The organism is Lactobacillus sp. ESL0677 (assembly GCF_029392875.1).
In the GTDB taxonomy this organism is placed as follows: domain Bacteria; phylum Bacillota; class Bacilli; order Lactobacillales; family Lactobacillaceae; genus Lactobacillus.
Window position 1 is genome coordinate 15780 of record NZ_CP113946.1, and the last position, 19983, is coordinate 35762.

Consider the following 19983-nt stretch of genomic DNA (forward strand, 5'->3'; position numbering starts at 1 on the left):
TATTGCTTACAACTTTATTTACCCATGCTCGTGTAACTAATCCGCTTGATGTCAGGATACTTACGCAGAGACATGATAATATCATTTTCATCAATGTTATTATTAATAATCCCGTCAACAAAAAAGATAATTCGTTCATCATTAACGTACAAAATTTTAACAGAAACATTTTGGACATGGCTGGCCTTTAGCTCATCCTCAATTGTCTCCAAAATATGGTGCTTGTTGACGGCTTCAATCTGAATATTGAAGCGAATGTGCATGATGATTTTATCAATCAAGCTATCATCATGGAATAGCATTTGGATAAGAAAGAGAAAGGCGGTTAGGGCAATCCCTAAGAAATACAGGCCAGACCCGATTGCCATCCCAATTGCGGCAGTTGCCCAAATTCCGGCAGCGGTTGTCAGACCGGAAACCTGTTGCTTTTTAATTAAAATCGTCCCGGCACCAATAAAGGAAATCCCAGAAACAATCTGGGCCGCGATTCTTGACGGGTCGACCGCTACGTCGTTAAGTCTTAATAAATCGTAAAATCCATATTTGGAAATAATCATAAATAATGCTGACGAAAAAGCGACGACAATGTGGGTTCTGACCCCAGCGCTCTTTCGTTGAATTGCTCGTTCGTAACCGATTAATGCTCCGCAAAACGAGGCCACAATGACCCGCACTAGCCATGGCAGCTGCGAATTAATCGGTGTTAAGTTAGCCATCATATCACTCCGTTCATAAATTATATTTAATAATTATACTCTATCCTTTACGTTGTGAGAATAAAGATCAAAAGATAGTTATAACAAAAATTTAGAAAAAGTCAAAAAATACTTGCGTAATTGTTACGAATATGGTTTAATTAATATCGTTGTCAAGTAAGGCAATGCTGACTTAGCTCAGTTGGCAGAGCACGTCATTAGTAATGATGAGGTCGGAGGTTCGAATCCTCTAGTCAGCATAGAAGTTAATAGACTTAAGTAAAGATAATCTTAACTAGTTTAGTTAGGGTTATTTTTTGTTGATGAAAACCTATGTGCATGTTTATGAAGATAGAAATATTGAAATTTTCAGTTTTAGTTATAAATGAAAGTTAAAGTAACAAAGTAAAGTTAGCGTAAAGTATTTGTGGGGAAAATAAAAAATAGAAGAGAACCTTCTGCTAAAATGTAGTTTGAACAAAATTTACATTCAGAAAGGTTTTCTTCTATATGACTAGTTTACTACAAGATTTACAGCTTTTGTTAGATAATTTAACTACTGATACTAATAAGTTGCTGGACTGTCAGCTTACTTTCGATGATGTCTTAGAAACATTCATGCAGGAATTGCGCCATTGGGGTTTAAAGCTAATTGGTTCTTATTTTGAGCAGCTTGATGCTAGTTATAAGCAGTTGCCTAGTCGCAAAAAGCAGTATGAAGTTAAAGCCATGCGTACATGTATTAAGCAGACTTTGTATGGGCAATTAACTTTTAAGCGTACTTATTACCAAGATAAACAAGACCAACATTATTTCTTTTGGCTTGATCAAGCCTTAGCTTTCACCAAGTATAGCCGGATGACCTTAGGCTTTAAGGCGGCTGTTTTAGAAAACGTAGCTAAATATCATTATCAGGAAGCCATTGATCTGCTTAAGTACAGTGAAATCCATTCTAAAACAACGGTCATGAATATTGTTCATCGTGAAGGTCAGCTATTGCCTAATCAACCTGATCAGGTGCAAGCACGAAATAAGCAAATTGTTTACTTAGAAGCTGATGAAGATCATGTCGCCTTTCAAGACGGCAGTAATCATTTTATGAAGTTGGTGTACTTACACGAAGGTTATGATGACAGTCAAAAACGCCATCACTTAATTCAGCCCAAATATTTTACTGGTACTTATGCTGGTATGGCCAATGAACAGCTGTGGGACGAGGTGCTATGTTATTTAGAAGCCAATTATCCCCAGGCTAAGCAGTTTTATCTTGCTGGTGATGGTGCGCCTTGGATTAAGGCGGGCGCTAAATATCTACCTAACTGTAAGTTTGTCTTGGATCGCTTTCATTTGTTAAAGTATTGCCGTCAAGCCGCTGTTAATACTAAGGCAGCTGCTGCTTATCGCTTATATCATTGGGCTTTAACCGGTCAGCGGGACAAAGTAGAATTATACTTTGAAACTCGCTTTAGTGATCCCGACTTAACATCAACGCAAATTGCCGCTCTTAACCAAGCTAAAACTTATCTATTAGGTAATTGGCAGGCAATTTTAAATACGCAAGAAGCAGCTTATCAGCGTTGCACCGCTGAAGGCCACATCAGTCATTATTTGTCAGAGCGGCTGAGTTCAAGACCAATGGGCTGGAGTAAGGTAGGAGCTGAAAGTGTAGCCAGAAGCATTATCTTCCAGTTAAATGGCGGCGATATTAGCCAATATTTGCTTAACGAGCAACGAAAAGCTGCTAAAGAGCAAAGAATTAGACAAGTAGACCATCGTTTTAAGGCAAAGAACAGACCGTATTATGAGCATTTTCAAGCAGACTTTGGCGAAACGGCCAAGACACATTATTGGAATCAAGGGATCATTAATGGTGGGCAGATATTTGATTTACCCGAGCAAATAATTTAAAAGCGAAAACTACAAATAGCAGCAGGTAAAGGCTTAAAGTTTATTACCCACAAAAAGTTGACACTAACCAAAGTAAATTTAACAATTGATTTTTTAATTGAAATTGTTTATCATGATATTAAGAACAGGTAACTAGAGTATCTGTTAGATGTTGATCTAAGCTAGGTGGGCTAGACTTAATTGCACTTACTTAGGGAATCTTAATAGGGTTGTGTGTGAACACCTCAAGCTAACAATAAAACACTCTTTATGGAAATATTTTATAAACTCTTAACTCTTTCGGGTTAAGAGTTTTTTTCTGAAAGATGAAATAATAATGGCTTTAGATTTATTAAGAAAAGTTGCCGTAGAATATAACAAATTAATTGGCAAAGAAATTGAATTTACACTAGGTCATAAAAACAGAAAAAGCGTAGTAACAGTTATGTTTACACCAAGTGATTTTCATCATTTGGCAGGGTTACATAAGTTAACTGATATTCAGGCTGTATATAAGCAATCTGCAGAAATTGTGTTTAACAAGATTGTTGCAGGAGAAATATGTCTTGGCGATATTAATAGGTCTGTATATTTTGCTAAAATTGAAGAACGCTTAGAAATTTTAAGTCAAATTAATGATATTTTTACTAGAGGAAATCTTGTCTTTAAATATATATGTATGGAAATTAAAAGCAAAATTACTTGGAAATATCTTCTGAAGTTCAAAATGAATGAGAAAGATACCGGATATTTATTTTTAGATGAATGTCGTAGGGAACCAAATAAATATATCTGTGTAACAGATTTTAAAAAAGAAAAGTTTTGTTATGAGCGTGGTCAAATGAAGCTAAAATTGTTACAAACAAAATTAATTAATGGTGAAGATGAACAGGTCATTTACTTAAGTAATTCATATATCAAAAAATAAATTTTTGTAAATTGAATAATAATTATTGATTAGCAGACTTAGGTCTGTTTTTTTATAACTAAAAAGTGAGATAAAAATATAGAAAAACGATATAATTATGTTCATATATAAGTTTATGGCTTGTTGTTGATATAAAGGTGAATTATGAAAAGTATTGAAGCTAAATTATCAGATGTAAATAGTGCTTGGTCGATAGTCTGGTTCTTTTGTGTTTTGGTAATATCCTATGCAGTTATTTCAGTTGGTTGCCAATTAATCTATTTAGGTATTTCTAAGTTAACTGGAATAGGTGATAAATATGTCGAACTAATAGAGCTGGCAATCTATATTTTTTCTATTGCTGCCTTGTTATTACTTAATAAAAAAATTATGAAGTCAACTTTTTTTTAGCAATTGGCATTTTTCATTAGATGCTTGGCTTGTTGCGGTTTTATTTATAATTGCTGCTATGTAGTATTGGACTACGTTTAATTTTAAAATTAATGTAGATAGTTTAACAGAAATAGTAATGGATCTTGGAGCTGGAACTTTTGAAGAAATTTGGTTTAGAGGAATATTGCTATATGCTCTAGTTAGAATTTTAAAAAATCATAAGTACGGAATTTTGCTTGCTTTAATTATAATTGCGGTTGTTTTCGGTTCTGTTCATTTGCTTAATAGTGGTGTGTCAACAAAGGAACTTATGCTAAACGCATTGTCGGCAGGTGCTGGAGGTTTATTGCTAGGTTCTGTTTATTTAAAATCAAAGAATCTTGTTTTACCGATGTTTTTATACTTCATTCAAGATTTTAGTTTAGCTTTCTTTAAGCCAACATTTATTAATCAAACAACCTTCACTGTGACTATTTTGCAAGTTGTTTTATATTTAATTGCTGCACTAATTTTGATAAGAAATATTGAACCGCAAAAATGGTTAGATAGTGAAGTAATTTAATTAAGTGCCACACAATTGTTTTTTTGTTTGTAAAAGCAATTTTGACATAAAAAATGGCACATAATTTAAAACTATATGTCAAAAAATCTTTGGGACCAGAAGAAAAGCTGACATAGCAGGCTTTAAGTCTGCTTTTTTATGTGTCAAGACAAGTTTTAAAGTGCAATTATTTTTCGTGTTTGTCGATATAATCGAGCAAAGCAATAATAGCATTCATGTGGGTACCTGACTAATCCTTTCCACCGAATTCTAAGAGTTATAGTTGTTGCACCATAAGCACCACATCATCAATCTAGAAATTAATCATCGCTATCTAACTTCTACTCATGTTCGCTAATATTATGGCAAAGATAGGGTTAAAGAAATAGATATTACGGCAATTTGCTAGCGATAGTGAGCTTTTAATTAATTCATACTCTAAAGCCTAATATTTGGGTTCACCTATCTCCCTATGCTAAACTTGAACGACTATATGTTAGGAAAAGGAGAGTACTATGCAAATTGCTAAAAAGGTACGAGGATTAACTACTTTTGATTTAAAAGTAATTGGTGTTATTTTAATGGTGGTTGACCATGTCCATCAGATGTTTTATCCGTTAGGTGCACCGAATTGGCTAGACTGGTTTGGTCGGCCAGTAGCCACTATTTTCTTTTTTACCAGTGTAGTTGGTTTTAGTCACACGCATGACAAGAAGAAATATATGGAGCGGCTGTATCTTTCGATGGTGCTAATGGCGCTGTTAACAACGATTTTACAAAAAATGGTTAGCTTCGATCAGGTGCAATTAATCAATAATATCTTCCGTGATTTGTTCATCGGAACGATGTTTATGGCTGGCGTTGATCAATTTGCGGCTGCTAAGGATGGCGATAAGGCGAAACATATTGGTTTAGGAATTTTATGGTTTGCCTTACCATTTATTTTTTCAGTTGTTACAACAATGATTGTTGGTGCGCAGAGTGTGCCACTCTTAATTAAACAAATTACAATTGGTGTTTTCCCCGCAATTCTTCTCGCTGAAAATAACATTATGGTGGTACTGATTCCGCTGCTATATATATTTAGAAATAATAAAAATATTCAATGTCTGTTGATCGCAATAACTGCTTTACTTTATGGCCTAAGTGGAGCAACTCAATGGATGATGATTTTTGCCATTATTCCAATTTGGCTTTATAACGGCAAAAAGGGCCCGGGCATGAAATATTTCTTTTATATTTTCTATCCAGCTCATATTGCAGTTTTATACTGGCTGGCAGCCTTTTTGTACAGGACGATGCATTAGAATAGACTTGTTAGTTTAAAAAGGTAAATAAAATAGCGGACGTTATGTCCAATGTCATTAAGTTAAGCAAAAAGGTTTATTGTTGTGATGCAATAAGCCTTTTTGTTTGTCTTTTGTCCTTTCTTTCGTCATCTTAGTAACTATTTTTATTTCGTAAATTGCAATTTTAAGTTGAACACTTACATTAATTAATTTGATAGATGCAATCTAATCTGCGTTCAAATAATTCATCCGGTGTGTGGTAAGCTAAGATCTTTCTGGGCAGGTTATTACACCATTCCTCAATGGCATAGATTTGTTCTAGAGTATAGTCTTTGATGTACTTACCTTTAGGAATGAAGCGCCTAATCATCCGATTATGCCGCTCAACTCCACCTTTATCACATGAAGTATAAGGGTGGGCATAGTAAACTAATGTCTTTGATACTTGTTCTAATTGGGATAAATCCGCAAATTCGGAACCATTATCAGTCGTAATGGTTTTAAAGATATCGTTCCAATGTTCACTGTACTGCTTACGTAGATCATTAAAGGCAGTCATAACGCTGGCGGCAGTTTTATCTTTAATGGGAATAATCATAAACTTACGGGTCATGCGTTCATACAAAGTCAATAATACTTGATCATCTTTAGTCTTGTGCCCTAAGACTAAATCACATTCCCAATGACCAAATTCCCAACGCTTTAAGATGTCACGTGGTCGTTCATCAATACTGCGCCCCAGTTTACGTTTATTGACGCGAACCCGCTTAGACTTAAGATTACGCGTTAATAATTCTGGCAAATCACTGGGCTTAATTTTAATTAATCCCAGTTCAACGTAACAGTAAAGAGTTTTAGTGCAAACTATTTCATCACGGGTAAATTTACCGGTAGCCAAGGCTTCACCGACACAGGCATCAAGTGACCAGTCATCGTTAAAAAAGTGCTGTTCAACATAAGCAATAAAACGGCTTTTAGCTATGAAATCACATTTACGGCCACAATTACGGCGCTGAGCTTGATATCTTTCCTGAGCAGTTGGGGCATCATAACGAAAATGCTTTCCACGATAAAGTGACTTTTGTCCACGTTCAAGCTCATTTTTAATTGTAGTTGGCGAGCAACTAATGGTTCGAGCTATCTGACGTAAGGATTGTCCCTGGCTGTGTAAAACTTGGATGGTAACATGGTTTTCAAAAGAGAGATGTTTGCCTTTAAGATGGGTAGATATGGTAGAATGTAAAAAGTTCATTGGTAACTTCTTTCTAGAAAGTTTTGTGGTAATTACATTCTATCAAAGAAGTCCAATGGACTTTTTATTTTTTAATGAACTAAAGTGTTCAACTTCATTCTACAATCTACCAACTATTTTTATTTTAGAATTGAGTTGTTTTTATTGTGCTACGCTATTAAATTAAGAAATAAGCTGTTTGCTGCTATTCAAAGTATTGAAAATTATAAAGAACTATTCGTTCATAATCCTCATTCTGACTTCACTAGATCGCGTCAAATTTCTATCACTACGATCTTTCTTTATCTTTTAGGTATGCAAGGAAAAAGCCTAGCAGGTGAACTGCTAGACTTTTATAATTTTTCACCACAAGTTGTTTCTTCTTCCGCGATGATCCAAGCCCGTAGTAAGTTAAAATTATCCGCTTTTGTATCAGTTTTTCAGACCATTACGGCTGAAACTGCTGCGATCAAAAAATATCATGGCTATCGTGTTTTCGCCCAAGATGTCTCTGATATTAACATTGCCAAAACTAATCTTAACGATCCTGCTGCTAGTTTACTACATTTACATGCCTTTTTACGATATTTTAAGCAAAACCTACCTCAAAGTCGCTTTTCAACCTAAACATCAAGCTGATGAACGCCAAAGTTTATGTAACATGGTTGACCAGATGAGGTTTTCTGATCCCACTATCATTTTAGCTGATCGCGGCTATGAGTCTTTTAATGTCTTTGAACACATTAGTTATGCCGGACAAAAATTTGTCATCAGAGCCAAAGATATTAATAGTAATGGCTTCTTAAGCCACTTAGTCTTACCACAAACACCGACTTTTTATGTGACAGTTAATTTTAAATTGACTAGAGGCAAACTAAGGCTATTAAAGCTGATAATAATTTTCATTTCTTGTCTACTACTTCTAAGTTTGATTATTTACTAAGTTATGCAATAGCGGATTATCCCATGAAGCTAAGAATAGTACGGCTTAAATTAGCTGATAATAATTATGAGGCTTTAATTACTAATCTTAGTCCTGAAGAATTTACCAGTGCTGATCTAAAATAGCTTTATCATTTGTGTTGGGGGTATTGAAACGTCTTTTCGTGAACTAAAATATGCTCTAGGTTTGAATACCCGACATGCTAAAAAAGTAGAATTTATTTTACAAGAAATTTATATTCGCTTAATTACGTATAACTTTAGTATGAAAATCGCTCTGCAAGTAAGACCTAAAACTAAGAAACGAGTTTGGGGTTATCAGCTAAATTTTACGAGAGCTTTTGCCATTTGTCGGGCGTTTATTAGAAATAAAAATATTAGTGTTGAGCTGCTGCTGCTTAAATAAAGAACAGAAGAGAAAGTGTGGCTTATTTGGTGTAGTCAAAAATAAGCGGAAAGACAAAAGACCAACAAATTGGTTAGGAATTGTTGGTCTTTAATTTAATAAATTTACTTAACTTAATGACATTGACGTTATGTCCGCTATTTTTTGTGGTTAATTCGTTATAGATAATGGTTAAAACTCTCGAAGTCGGCAATCTTTCCATTTTCTTTGCCTTCATACCAATCAATTTTATCGTTTAAGATTTGTAAATGATATTCCTGCTCAGCAATTAGTTTTAAAAATTTTTGCTGTGTTTTTTTGAATAATTGCAAGCGTTGGGGAATGGTTGCGTTGCCTTGAGCACGCCAAGCTACATATTTTTTCAAATCAGCAATGCTCATCCCCGTATTTTTAGATGCATTAAAAATCTCATCCAATTGACATCATCTTCATCATAATACCGCTGCTTGTTGGCCAAACGATGAGGCTTAATTAGACTATCTTCATCATAATACCGCAAAGTTGATGGTGCAAGTTAAACTTAGTGCTGAATTGCTGAATACTATATTTGTCTTTCATCTGTTTGTTTTCCTTTTATCTTGACTTAAAGTTAACTTTAAGGAATAGACTACCGCTAAACAAGAAAGAAGGAAGTTAAAATGGCAAAAAACAAACCGCTGGCAGAAAAAATTTAGGCAATTTCGCGCCACAATTCGCTGCTTTAAACGATGATGTTCTATTTGGTCAGGTTTGGGCAAAAGAAAATGAATTGTCAGCTCATGATCGCTCACTGATTACTATCGCTGCCTTGATGGCAATGGACAATACTGAACAGATTATCGCTCATTTAAATATTGGCAAAACCAACGGCATTACTAAAGAAGAAATTACTCATTTGGCTTTTTATGTTGGTTGGCCCAAGGCGTGGTCAATCTTTAACCGTGCTAAAGAAATTTGGCAGGAAGATAAGAGAACGACGTAGCAGTCAGGAGTTTTTGCTACCGGACCTAAAAATACTGCATACGATCAATATTTTGTCGGTCAAAGCTACAATAATTCACTGGTTAAGCCAGAGAAAAATGGTAGTAGTGTTCCGGTTAATAACGTGACCTTTGAGCCAGGATGCTATAACCATTGGCACATTCATCATGACGGCAGCCAAATTTTGTTGGTAACTGGCGGTCGAGGCTGGTACCAGGAATGGTGAAAGAACCCACAAGAATTAACTCCGGGATCAGTTATTGTAGTTCATGATGGTGTCAAGCATTGGCATGGTGCTGCTAAAGACAGCTGGTTTAGTCATTTAGCCATTACAACGGGTAGGATAGAGTGGCAGGAGCCGGTGCAACCGGCGGAATATGAGCAGTTGCCATAAGCAAACGAAAAAGGAAAAGATCAAATGGCAATTAAAGATAAAGTAATTATTATTACAAGTGTATCATCTGGTATTGGCACAGCAACCGCAAAATTATTAGTAGAAAAGGGCACTAAGGTTGTTTTAGCAGCTAGACGTGAAGATAAATTGTGGGTGCTGGCAACTGAATTTACCCAAAATTGTGGGCAGCCAAGCATGCAATTAGCGATTTAATGGAAGTACTGCGTATGGAATCAGCGACTGATGGGAATAACATTCGGACAATGACGATTTATCCGGCTGCCATTCAAACGGAATTATTGAATATAGTTTCTGATAAGCAGGCAGCGAATGCGCTGCATAAAACTTATAATAATTATCAAATTAGTTCTAAAAGAATTGCTAATGCTGTTGCTTTTGCAATTGATCAACCAAGAGATACTAATATTAGTGAGCTGACAATTGGATCAACCAAGCAGCCTTGGTAATAAAAGCAGGTTAATTTTAATCATGTTTCATGTGAAACGTGAATTATTTGAGCGTAGATTAGATTGCATCTATGAAATTAATCAGGTATTCAACTTAAAATTGCAATTTACAAATATAATAAAAAATTACTTTAATGCTTCCTTCTAAATGATTAACACAAGCTATTTGAGCTATCATATTTTGTTTTGAATATGGTGGCTCTTTTAATTTATGGTAATAATTAATGATATGATTTGACGCTGACAATATTAGTTTACGCTTGAAAGCGCTTTTTATATGTGAGACAATGGTCTACGAGGTGAACATATGAAATTAGAAAAAATAATGAATATTTTAGGTTGGGTAGCATCTATTACTGCAATTATTATGTACGTATCATATATACCACAGATTATGAATAATCTTCATGGAGTAAAGGGTAGTCCAATTCAACCTTTAGCAACGGCAATAAATACTTTTTTATGGGTTATCTATGCTTTGTTTAAAAAAGATCGTGATATTCCATTAGCAGCTTGTAATGCTGCTGGAGTTGTATTTGGCTTGATTACATTTTTCACAGCCTTATAAAATTTAGGAGAAGTTAGTATGGTTAAGATTACTTTAGTTAGTCCAGAAGATAAAATTAAAATTCCAGTGCCAGTGAAGTTTACATTATCAAATAATGTAATTGGAGATTTATGGTCTGCTGTGACTGATGATGGTCAGCAAGTGGTTTGTCAAAGATTGCATAACGATCGTGCAGCCAATTTTGTGACGATCGTTGAGTTTAAAAAGGCTACTGAAACTTTAACGTTGCAGAAAGAAATATCGGCTAGTGAAATCACTGGTATTCAAAAAATAGCAACAGCTAAAGAAAAAGACTGTTATGTTCATTTGAATACTGGTAAATTTGATTTTGAATTGTGTCGAGGTACGGCTGAAGGTGAAGGCTCATCTAAGTGGGGGTTACGTCATTTTTGGTCTGTTGAGGAAAACCGTGATTTAGTACCATCAGGCAATAATGCAATTGGTGGCTTTTACGGTCCATTTTTTACGCCAGATAATGGATTAATTAATCCAGCAGAGCATTTGATTGTTGATATTACTCCGCTAGAAGATGGTCCGATCATGAAAAAATATCGGTTAGCAGGTCGGATTCCGGATGGTACCAAACCGGAACTTCACGGTAAAAGATTTCATCTAGATTGGTCATTTTATTATAATGTACCATTCTTTTCACGGGTTTATAATGTTAATCATTTTGAAACTACAGTTAATAGGCGATCAATCGTTGATAAAATTACTGTTGGTGATGAATTTGAGAGTGGCATTGGTCAATTAGTGTTTGATCGATTTGCTACATATGATGGGGTTTGGTATCGTGCTGGCGACCCATACTCTGGTAAGTTAGCAGAAAAAGTTCAAGAATTAGTTCATGATGGTAAAGAACGTAATGCCCGCTTTGCTAATTTTAAGAAGGCACTAACTGGAAATATGGCAAATGCTCACTGGGACTTGTATTGGCGACTTTTTTCAGTTTGGGAAAATGCTTTGTCAAGTGAAGAGGAACAAGTAGAACTGCAAGATGTTCGGGATCAAGCATTTGTTCTTGCAGAATTGAATAATCGTCCGTGGTTATTCAGTCAGGATCCGGTCAATGTTAGTCAAGTAACGGATCAAACAGTTTTTGCTGGTCCTGCAAGTAAAAGTGCAGAAATAAATACTGAAACCGGACAAGCTATGATCTGGCAAACATCTGCTGCTTCAAATGCCTTTCAAATTGTGCAGCGACCACAGTCAGGTTGGCAAAATTGGGGAACTAATGCAGAAAATGAATGTCCTTCATTGCCTGTTGGCTCTTTGATTCATACAGCTTATGGTCCATATCAAGATAATTGGCGTGAAATTGCAGATAGCTTAGAAGCATTGCAAGAAGTAGAAACTAATGTAGAAGGATAAGTTAAATTAATTTTTAAAGTACTAGGCTAAATCCTAGTATTTTTGTTTACAGTATAAAATCCTGTAAAATTTATCTGTTATAAAAGGGTTATAATTTAAGTGATACGATTAGTTGTTTTTTGATATTTTTAAGGAGGGATCTATCATGAAAATTGGTTTTATCGGAACGGGTGTCATGGGTAATGCTATTTGTCTAAATCTACTTAAAGCTGGCTATGAGCTGCTGGTTTATAATCGCACTAAATCTAAAACTGATAATTTGGTTGCCAAGGGTGCAACTTGGTGTGACAATCCGCAGACTGTTACAGAGGGAGCCGATGTGATTTTCACGATGGTTGGTTTCCCGCGTGATGTTGAGCAAGTTTATTTTGCTAAAAATGGTATTATGGCTGCCAGCGTTAAAGGTAAGATTTTAGTTGATATGACAACATCCAAACCTAAATTGGCGCAAAAAATTTATCAAGCAGGTACTGAGGCAGGCGCTCAAGTGCTGGATGCACCTGTATCTGGTGGTGATTTAGGCGCTAAAAATGGTACTTTGACTGTGATGGTTGGTGGTGATAAAGCCGCCTTTACAACTTTGGAGCCAGTTTTTAAGGCAATTAGCAGTATGGCACAATATTTTGGTCCAGCAGGTGCCGGTCAAAACACGAAGATGGCCAACCAGATTATGATTGCTGGCACGATGACGGGAATGACCGAAATGCTAGTTTATGCGCAAAAAGCAGGATTAGATCTACCGGCAGTGGTTAAGACGGTTGGCGGCGGCAGTGCTGCTAATTGGAGTCTTAGCAACTATGGCCCGCGTGTTTTGAAGGGCGACTATACTCCAGGATTTTTCAGTAAGCACTTTTTGAAAGACTTACGAATTGCTCTTGAAACCGCTAAAGAAATGGATATTGAACTGCCAGCAACGCAGAAAGCAAAAGACTTGTACGAGATTTTAGTTGATGAAAAAGACTTGGGTGACTTGGGCACGCAAGGCTTGATTAAGTTGTGGTGGAAATAGACTAGGAGAATTGAATGAAGCAAGTAGAAATTAATAAGCGAATGGTGCCAGCAATTGGAATTGGCACGTGGCATATGGGCAGTGATCAAGCTAAGGAAGCTGCAGAACTTGCCGCAATTCGCGCCGGAATTGAAGCAGGTGCCAAGTTAATTGATACCGCGGAAATTTATGGCAAGGGTGCATCTGAAACCCTTGTGGGTAAGGCAATTAAGCCATATAATCGTGAAGAATTGTTCGTTGTTTCAAAAGTTTGGCCTGAAAATGCGACTAAGCAGGACTTGGGAAAGCACTTAGATGCAAGTTTAGAGCGGTTGCAGACCGATTACTTGGATATGTATCTGCTTCATTGGCGTGATCAGGTGCCGCTAGAGGAGTCCATTGCCGAGCTTGACCGAATGCGTGAAAAGGGCAAGATTAAGTCATGGGGTGTTTCCAACTTTGACGTGGCAGACTTAGAAGAAGTTGAGGCACTTCCTACTGGCAAGTATTTAGCTGCTAATGAAGATCTCTATAATCTGAATGCACGCGGCCTAGATTTTGATTTGATTCCATGGCAAAAAGAACGCAATATCCCACTGCTAGCTTATAGTCCTGTTGGTGGATTACACAACAACTTGCATGCCGATATGTTAGATAATCCGGTAATTAAGCAAATCGCTCAAAAGCACAATGCGTCAGTCTACCAAGTGTTACTTAGCTGGACAATTCGCGATGGGATAACGATTGCAATTCCGCAAACGGCTAATGCAGAGCATATGAAAGATAACATTGCTGCTGGAAATTTGAAATTGACAGCTGATGATTTTGCAGCAATTGATGAGCAGTATCCACGACCAACACATAAAATTCCACTTGATTTGGATTAATGTACTAAAGAACTCGATTTGAGTTCTTTTTTTTATGCATCTTTTCATAAATAGATATTATTTTGTAAGTTATTCAGTATTTATTTTGGTAAAATATATAAGTTAAATAAATTTTATTAGGGGAGTAAATTAATGGATTTATCGCTTGTTATTGTATCTGTGGCTGCTTTTTTGACACCGACACTATTAGCTCGGTTCAAGGTGTCACTGATACCCACAACCGTTGCGGAAATTATTGTGGGTGTAATTTTAGGTAGAAGCTGTTTTAATATTATTCATATTAATTCTGTTTTGAATACTTTGAGCACACTAGGCACAATCATGTTGCTGTTTTTAAGTGGGATGGAGATTGATTTTTCATTATTTAAAAAGAGCAAACCAACGACGGTCTTAGCTGCTAAAAAAGCACGAAACAAGACCAAGGAGTCACCTCTAAAAAGTGCAATTATTGCCTATTCGTTAACAATTGTTTCATCTATTATTTTGGGAGTTTTGTTTAAAGTTTGCGGTCTATTTTCAGATGTATTTTTGTCAGTGATATTGTTTGCAACGGTTTCGCTTGGCGTGATGATTAGTATTTTGAAGGAAAACAACTTACTTGGACAATCATACGGTCAAACTTTGTTGCTGTTTGGCGTACTAGGAGAAATCATTCCGCTGCTTGGATTAACGATCTATTCCTCAATTAAAAGCGGCAATGGCGGTACATTATGGCTACTCTCATTGGTGTTTTTGGCTGCGGCATATTTGTTAGCTCGGTTTCGTAATTTTTTTAATGTGTTTGGCAAATTGACTAAATCGACTACGCAACTTGATATGCGTTTTGCTTTTTTGGTAATTGTAATCTTGGTTGTTTTGGCAACATCGGTAGGTGCTGAAAACATTTTGGGGGCGTTTCTTGCAGGAATTGTAATTAAGTTATTAGAGCCTGAGGAAGCAACTGAAGAAAAATTAAATGCAATTGGTTATGGCTTTTTAATTCCATTTTTCTTTATTTTGACGGGTGTGAAATTGAACTTAATCGCGTTACTTGGCTCCAAAGCGACTTTAACGTTGATTCCACTGTTATTAGTCGCATTCTTAGTGGCTAAAATGCCGGCATATTACAGCTTTAAGAAGTTATTTTCTCAGCGTAATGCACTAGCTGGGACCTTTTTAGTTGAAACAACAATGACACTGGTTATTTCTGGTGTGGCAGTTGCACAAAATATTCATGCGTTGAATAATCAGCAAGGTGGTGCCCTGACTTTAGCTGCAGTGCTAACCTGTTTAATTGGCCCAATGCTTTTTAAGAAGTTATACCAGCCAAAAGACGAGCAATTACCAAAGACAATTGTTCATATTATTGGTACTACAGTGACTTCTGTTGCCACGTGTCATCAATTACCACACGATTGGTATGATACGCGCTTGTATACGCGACATTCAGAAAGCTATGAAACTTATAAAAACTCGGCACCAGTAACGCTGCTAGATACAATGGAACCATCAGCCTTAATTAAACAAGGCATTTTTGATACTGATATTTTGGTAATTACGGACTTACATTCAAAGATTAATTATAGCCTGGCCGTAGCCGCTAAAAAGTATGGTGTTGAACGAGTTTTAGTTAGACTTGATGACCCCGATCCTAACGAAATTGATGTCATGAAAAAAGAATTAACCAATTTGAAAATTGAGTATTTCAATACTTTTGATACAGGAGTTGGCGTTTTTCGAACAGCAATCGAGTCGCCAGAGGTTTTACGCTTTATTACTTCAACGACGTCAAGTTTGTTTGAAGTAACGATGACTAATGCCCGTTTTGATGGCAGCTTGATACCAGATTTACCCGAAACTGATGAGGTTGTAATTAGTAAAATTGTTCGTAATGGCAAGTTTGTTGATCCACGAGATGATTTGCGTTTGCAACTTGGTGACCACTTGATCATGGCGGGACCACGTGAGGTGGTTTCGCGCCTGCGATTACTACTTGATAACCAGCTAGGATAAAAATAGCAGCTCATAATTGGGCTGCTATTTTTATATGATTGCAAAGGCAAGGCAAATGATTGCAGCCAAGATAATTAATGGCAGCACCAAGTGAATGAAAAAGGCGATGATAATTCCACAAGCTAGCAGGAAAAAGAAAATTTTAAATACTCCAACACCGAGCTTAAGTAACAACCAAGTTATTAAAAAAATCAGTAAAAGTGTCAGCATAATCAATTCCTCCAATTAAATTAAGAACTATTATAACTGGTTTGAATAAAAGAATGCATAAAAAAGAACAACTTTAAAAATAGTTAATCTTCTACTTTTGAGCGGGAAATTGTTATAATACTATTTCAACCATTTTTGGGTAAGCAATTATTACCCGGGAAATAATGTGAAAGGATGACAGCTTTTGAAATATCAACAAATAATTTTTGACGTTGATGATACTTTGATTGATTCAGCTGCTACCGAAAATTTTGCACTACATCATCTTTTTGCTGCGCATCATTGGCAATTAACGTCAAAGTTGCAGCAGGCTTATCATAAATATAATCAGGGATTGTGGCGTCAGCTTGAATTAGGCGAGATTACCTACGAGGAATTGAGTAAAATTACGTTTAGTTATTTTTTAAAAGCAAATTTGGGCTTAAAAGTTGATGGCTTAAAAATCATGGACGAGTATCGCTCATATTTTGGTGAGGCACACCAACTTTTGCCGGGAGTTGAGCACACGTTGAAGCTGGCTCATAAACTTGGTTATCAGTTAACTGTTTTGAGTAATGGCGAACGACTAATGCAAAATCACCGTTTAGAACTTGCTGGAATTAAAGATTATTTTGACTTGATTGTTACTTCACAAGAATCCAAAATTTCTAAACCAGATAAGCGAATTTTTGATTACTTTTTTGCGCGGACAAAGATTGCTCCTAGCAAAACAGTTTTCTTTGGTGATGGTCTGCAATCTGACATTCTAGGTGCTGAAAAATATGGCTTTGCAAGCATTTGGTATAACCATCGTCACCGCGAAAATACGCTTAATTTACACCCAATTTTTGAAGTTGATACTTATCAGGATTTTGATACTTTGCTGCAAAATAACTTAATACATTTTTAACAAGCTAATAGCTTGGGCTTATGTATAATAAAGATGAAAGAGAGGTCGGACTTATGAATAATATTAATTCTCTAACTGATACTTATGAATTAAATAATGGTGTGAAAATACCTGCTGTTGGCTTCGGTACCTGGCAGACCCCTGATGGTGAAGTTGCACAGAATGCTGTGATGACGGCAATTAATGCTGGTTATCGTTTGATTGATACTGCAGCCGCTTATGGCAACGAGCAAAGTGTTGGCAATGGGATAAAAAAGAGTGGCATCAACCGTTATGATTTGTTTGTTGCAACTAAATTATGGAATACCGATCATGGTTATCAGCAAACTGCGATGGCAATTGATACTAGCTTGGAAAAACTAGGGTTGGACTATCTTGATTTGTACTTAATTCACTGGCCTGATCCTGTTGCAATTCGTGATCACTGGGCTGAGTTAAATGCTGAGAGCTGGCGAGCAATGGAGGAAGCTCTGAAAGCTGGTAAAATACGAGCAATTGGCGTTTCTAATTTTAGAAGAAACCATCTTGATGAATTACTCAAGACCGCAGACATTCGTCCAGCTGTTAATCAAATTTATTTGAATCCGAGCGATATGCAAAAAGAAGTAACGGACTACGATGATGAATTAGGAATCTTAAACGAAGCCTATAGTCCGTTGGGTACAGGCGGCTTGCTTGCAAATGAAACAGTTTCTGAAATTGCTGGTCACTATAACAAGAGTGCAGCTCAATTATTATTGCGTTGGTCAATTCAGCACAACTTTTTGCCGTTGCCGAAGTCGGTTCACCCTAAGTATATTGAAGCTAATACAGAAATTTTTGACTTTTCAATTAGTGAACAGGACATGTTGAAATTAGACGGATTACATGGTGCTGCTAAAGTTGCACAGGATCCAGATAAGACAGATTTTTAATTGTATAAGAAAAGAGTAATAATAAATGAAGATTGGCTTTATTGGTGCTGGCAAAATTGGTTCATCAATGATTTTAGGCTTATTACAAGCTGGTATTTCGGAAAAAGATCTTTATGTCTTTAACGGTGGTCATCAATCCGCACAAAAGCTTGCAGCTGAGCACAGCTTACAACTAGTTGATGACTATGCTGATTTTAATGGCTGCACTGCGGTAGTTGTTGCAGTTGGCGGACCCGTGATTAACACAATTTTACAAAAATTAGGTCAAGTTTATCACGGCATTATACTATCAACTGGTGGCGGCGATTTAGTAAAAGTTAATCGGGAAGCAACTGACGATACGGCATTTGCTAAAATTGTCCCGAACACTCCTGTGCAAATTGGGGAAGGAATAACTGCTATAAGTTTTATTCCTAATGAAAAGCAAACTGTTATTAATGTAGTTAAGGAACTTTTAGGTAAACTTGGGGACGTATATGTTGTTCCAGAGAATCTTTTGGGAATCTACGGGACGGTTTCTGGCTGTGCGCCTGCCTACGTTGACTTAATGATTGAGGCGTTGAGTGATGCCGCTGTTCAAAATGGTGTTAAGCGTGCAGAAGCCTACCCAATGATTGAAAAGATGATTTTGGGTACGGCTAAGTTGGCGTTGACTACTGAAAAATTACCTGAGGAATTAAAAGATGAGGTAACAACTCCTGGTGGTACTACTATCAAAGGTGTTGTCAAATTAGAAGAGGCTGGCTTTAGAAATGCATTAATTCAAGCAATTAATGCATCAGCTAATTAATTAAAAAAGGCGAAATGTTTCATATGGAACGCTTCGCCTTTTTGTTAGGATAAATAAAATAGCCACTGGCAAATTCTGCTCAATGACTATTTTTAGTTACATGTAAGAAAGGAATAAATAATTAGAATTCTTTGTCTAAATCAACAGGAGTATCAGGAGTTTCACCCTTAATCAATTTTAAGTTATTATCAAATGCTTTAACAACCATGTTGCGAACAGCGTGAGTGGTGTAGAAAGCGGTATGTGGTGTTACCAAAACATTTGGCCGTGCAATTAAGTCAGCCAAGCGCTTATCAGGTAATTCCTTGTTGCTGAAGTCGTTATTGAAAATACCAACTTCGCTTTCGTAAGTATCCATTACGAAGCCAAAGATTTTACCTGAGTCTAAGCCGCGGATAACAGCATCGGTGTCGACTAATGGACCACGTGATACGTTAACGATAACAACGCCGTCTTTCATCTTTTTGATTGATTCATCATTAATCATGTGAACGTTTTCTGGAGTGTCAGGAACGTGCAATGAAATAACGTCAGATTGAGCATAGATTTCGTCAAGTGTATCAACGTAGTAACCTTGCTTTTCAAGTTCAGGATTTCTATAGATGTCGTATGCGATAACTTTAGCACCAAAGGCTTCCATCAGCTTCATAAATACTTGACCAATGTGACCAGTACCAATGACACCGACAGTTTGATCACGAACTTCACGACCAATTGTTGGTGCCCAACGGAAGTCATGACGGGCAATCTTTTCATCCATGCGCTTGTCTTGACGTAAAAGACGTGCAGCTTGAACAACAGCGTGCTCTGCAATTGCGTTTGGTGAGTATACAGGAACATTAGTTAACTTAAAGCCTAATGATTTGGCCTTTGGTAAGTCAATGTTGTCAATCCCGACGTTCCGTAGCGACCAGTTGTGAATGCCCAATTTATCTAGGGCTTCAATTGTATCTGCCTTGTAGTCTAATTGCTGGTAAGTAACAACCCCATCAGCACCCTTAGCTAATTTGGCAGTTTCAGGAGTCAATAATTGATCAGTGTAATCAACATCAATGTCCTTGTGTGCGTTTTTCCACTCAGTAACGTATGGTTCTTCATCTTTACGAATAGCATAAGCAAAAATTTTAGTCATAAAATTTCAACCTCCATAAAATTAATATTATTGTCTCTTGTGCTATTATACACTTGTATTTAGACAATGGCATAATAAACTTGTGAAAAAATTAATTTTATTAATAAACGTTGAAATAGCAACGAAATGG

At 36.5% G+C, this 19983-nt stretch carries 20 protein-coding genes, 1 tRNA gene and 3 pseudogenes; 18 read left to right on the forward strand and 6 right to left on the reverse strand.

What is annotated here, in order from left to right:
• Positions 1-14: 14 nt before the first annotated feature.
• The gene (locus tag OZX76_RS00075) at positions 15-716 is read right to left on the reverse strand and encodes an MgtC/SapB family protein (protein WP_277179881.1); all 702 of its coding nucleotides are present in this window, start codon (positions 714-716) and stop codon (positions 15-17) included.
• Between the two features lie 166 nt (positions 717-882).
• Here OZX76_RS00075 and OZX76_RS00080 point away from each other — a divergent pair.
• The 6 genes from OZX76_RS00080 (at position 883) to OZX76_RS00105 (ending at position 5730) form a co-directional block, all read left to right on the forward strand.
• A tRNA-Thr gene (locus tag OZX76_RS00080) sits at positions 883-955 on the forward strand.
• Positions 956-1205: 250 nt separating this feature from the next.
• Positions 1206-2603 (forward strand): ISLre2 family transposase, encoded by a 1398-nt coding sequence (locus tag OZX76_RS00085; RefSeq protein WP_277179883.1) that lies wholly within the window; start codon positions 1206-1208, stop codon positions 2601-2603.
• Positions 2604-2919: 316 nt separating this feature from the next.
• On the forward strand, positions 2920-3510 hold the full coding sequence (locus OZX76_RS00090) for a PBECR4 domain-containing protein (protein WP_277179885.1): 591 nt from the start codon (positions 2920-2922) through the stop codon (positions 3508-3510).
• 144 nt (positions 3511-3654) lie between these two features.
• Positions 3655-3900: a hypothetical protein gene (locus tag OZX76_RS00095; RefSeq protein WP_277179887.1), complete on the forward strand. Its 246-nt coding sequence runs from the start codon at positions 3655-3657 to the stop codon at positions 3898-3900.
• A gap of 118 nt (positions 3901-4018) precedes the next feature.
• Positions 4019-4444, forward strand: a complete 426-nt coding sequence (locus OZX76_RS00100) for a CPBP family intramembrane glutamic endopeptidase (RefSeq protein ID WP_277179889.1) — start codon at positions 4019-4021, stop codon at positions 4442-4444.
• 494 nt (positions 4445-4938) lie between these two features.
• Positions 4939-5730, forward strand: a complete 792-nt coding sequence (locus tag OZX76_RS00105) for a TraX family protein (protein ID WP_277179891.1) — start codon at positions 4939-4941, stop codon at positions 5728-5730.
• A 184-nt stretch (positions 5731-5914) separates the two neighbouring features.
• Here OZX76_RS00105 and OZX76_RS00110 read toward each other — a convergent pair whose 3' ends face one another.
• On the reverse strand, positions 5915-6964 hold the full coding sequence (locus OZX76_RS00110; protein WP_277179893.1) for an IS30 family transposase: 1050 nt from the start codon (positions 6962-6964) through the stop codon (positions 5915-5917).
• A 144-nt stretch (positions 6965-7108) separates the two neighbouring features.
• Here OZX76_RS00110 and OZX76_RS00115 point away from each other — a divergent pair, with 144 nt between their 5' ends.
• Positions 7109-7570: a hypothetical protein gene (locus OZX76_RS00115; RefSeq protein WP_277179895.1), complete on the forward strand. Its 462-nt coding sequence runs from the start codon at positions 7109-7111 to the stop codon at positions 7568-7570.
• 879 nt (positions 7571-8449) lie between these two features.
• Here OZX76_RS00115 and OZX76_RS00120 read toward each other — a convergent pair.
• Positions 8450-8707 (reverse strand): hypothetical protein, encoded by a 258-nt coding sequence (locus OZX76_RS00120; protein WP_277179897.1) that lies wholly within the window; start codon positions 8705-8707, stop codon positions 8450-8452.
• A complete protein-coding gene (locus tag OZX76_RS00125; RefSeq protein WP_277179899.1) occupies positions 8668-8790 on the reverse strand; it encodes a MerR family transcriptional regulator in 123 nt (40 codons plus the stop codon). The genes OZX76_RS00120 and OZX76_RS00125 overlap by 40 nt, the downstream gene beginning before the upstream one ends.
• 147 nt (positions 8791-8937) lie before the next feature.
• Between OZX76_RS00125 and OZX76_RS00130 the strand changes: the two are divergent.
• The 8 genes and pseudogenes from OZX76_RS00130 to OZX76_RS00165 form a co-directional block, all read left to right on the forward strand.
• Positions 8938-9234, forward strand: a pseudogene (locus OZX76_RS00130) (carboxymuconolactone decarboxylase family protein); the annotation flags it as partial.
• Positions 9223-9645, forward strand: a pseudogene (locus OZX76_RS00135) (cupin domain-containing protein). The pseudogenes OZX76_RS00130 and OZX76_RS00135, both read left to right, overlap by 12 nt.
• A gap of 24 nt (positions 9646-9669) precedes the next feature.
• A pseudogene (locus OZX76_RS00140) lies at positions 9670-10112 on the forward strand (SDR family NAD(P)-dependent oxidoreductase).
• 307 nt (positions 10113-10419) lie between these two features.
• Positions 10420-10680, forward strand: a complete 261-nt coding sequence (locus OZX76_RS00145) for a SemiSWEET family transporter (RefSeq protein WP_277132419.1) — start codon at positions 10420-10422, stop codon at positions 10678-10680.
• A gap of 18 nt (positions 10681-10698) precedes the next feature.
• Positions 10699-12051, forward strand: a complete 1353-nt coding sequence (locus OZX76_RS00150; RefSeq protein WP_277179901.1) for a hypothetical protein — start codon at positions 10699-10701, stop codon at positions 12049-12051.
• A 142-nt stretch (positions 12052-12193) separates the two neighbouring features.
• Positions 12194-13060, forward strand: a complete 867-nt coding sequence (locus tag OZX76_RS00155) for an NAD(P)-dependent oxidoreductase (RefSeq protein ID WP_348635195.1) — start codon at positions 12194-12196, stop codon at positions 13058-13060.
• A 14-nt stretch (positions 13061-13074) separates the two neighbouring features.
• Complete coding sequence (locus OZX76_RS00160; RefSeq protein WP_277179905.1) at positions 13075-13926, forward strand: aldo/keto reductase; 852 nt, start codon at positions 13075-13077, stop codon at positions 13924-13926.
• Between the two features lie 132 nt (positions 13927-14058).
• Complete coding sequence (locus tag OZX76_RS00165; RefSeq protein ID WP_277179907.1) at positions 14059-15918, forward strand: cation:proton antiporter family protein; 1860 nt, start codon at positions 14059-14061, stop codon at positions 15916-15918.
• A gap of 30 nt (positions 15919-15948) precedes the next feature.
• Here OZX76_RS00165 and OZX76_RS00170 read toward each other — a convergent pair whose 3' ends face one another.
• Positions 15949-16128: a hypothetical protein gene (locus OZX76_RS00170; RefSeq protein WP_277179909.1), complete on the reverse strand. Its 180-nt coding sequence runs from the start codon at positions 16126-16128 to the stop codon at positions 15949-15951.
• A gap of 184 nt (positions 16129-16312) precedes the next feature.
• Between OZX76_RS00170 and OZX76_RS00175 the strand changes: the two genes are divergently transcribed.
• From OZX76_RS00175 to OZX76_RS00185, 3 genes are read left to right on the forward strand one after another with little or no spacing between them, the layout of a single operon-like run.
• Positions 16313-17017: a YjjG family noncanonical pyrimidine nucleotidase gene (locus tag OZX76_RS00175; RefSeq protein WP_277179911.1), complete on the forward strand. Its 705-nt coding sequence runs from the start codon at positions 16313-16315 to the stop codon at positions 17015-17017.
• Positions 17018-17070: 53 nt separating this feature from the next.
• The gene (locus tag OZX76_RS00180; protein WP_277179913.1) at positions 17071-17931 is read left to right on the forward strand and encodes an aldo/keto reductase; all 861 of its coding nucleotides are present in this window, start codon (positions 17071-17073) and stop codon (positions 17929-17931) included.
• Between the two features lie 25 nt (positions 17932-17956).
• Positions 17957-18721 (forward strand): pyrroline-5-carboxylate reductase, encoded by a 765-nt coding sequence (locus OZX76_RS00185; protein WP_277179915.1) that lies wholly within the window; start codon positions 17957-17959, stop codon positions 18719-18721.
• Between the two features lie 121 nt (positions 18722-18842).
• On the opposite strand, the gene OZX76_RS00190 is transcribed toward OZX76_RS00185, so the two are convergent.
• Positions 18843-19853, reverse strand: coding sequence for a D-2-hydroxyacid dehydrogenase (locus OZX76_RS00190; RefSeq protein ID WP_277179917.1), 1011 nt, complete (start codon positions 19851-19853; stop codon positions 18843-18845).
• Positions 19854-19983: the final 130 nt, after the last annotated feature.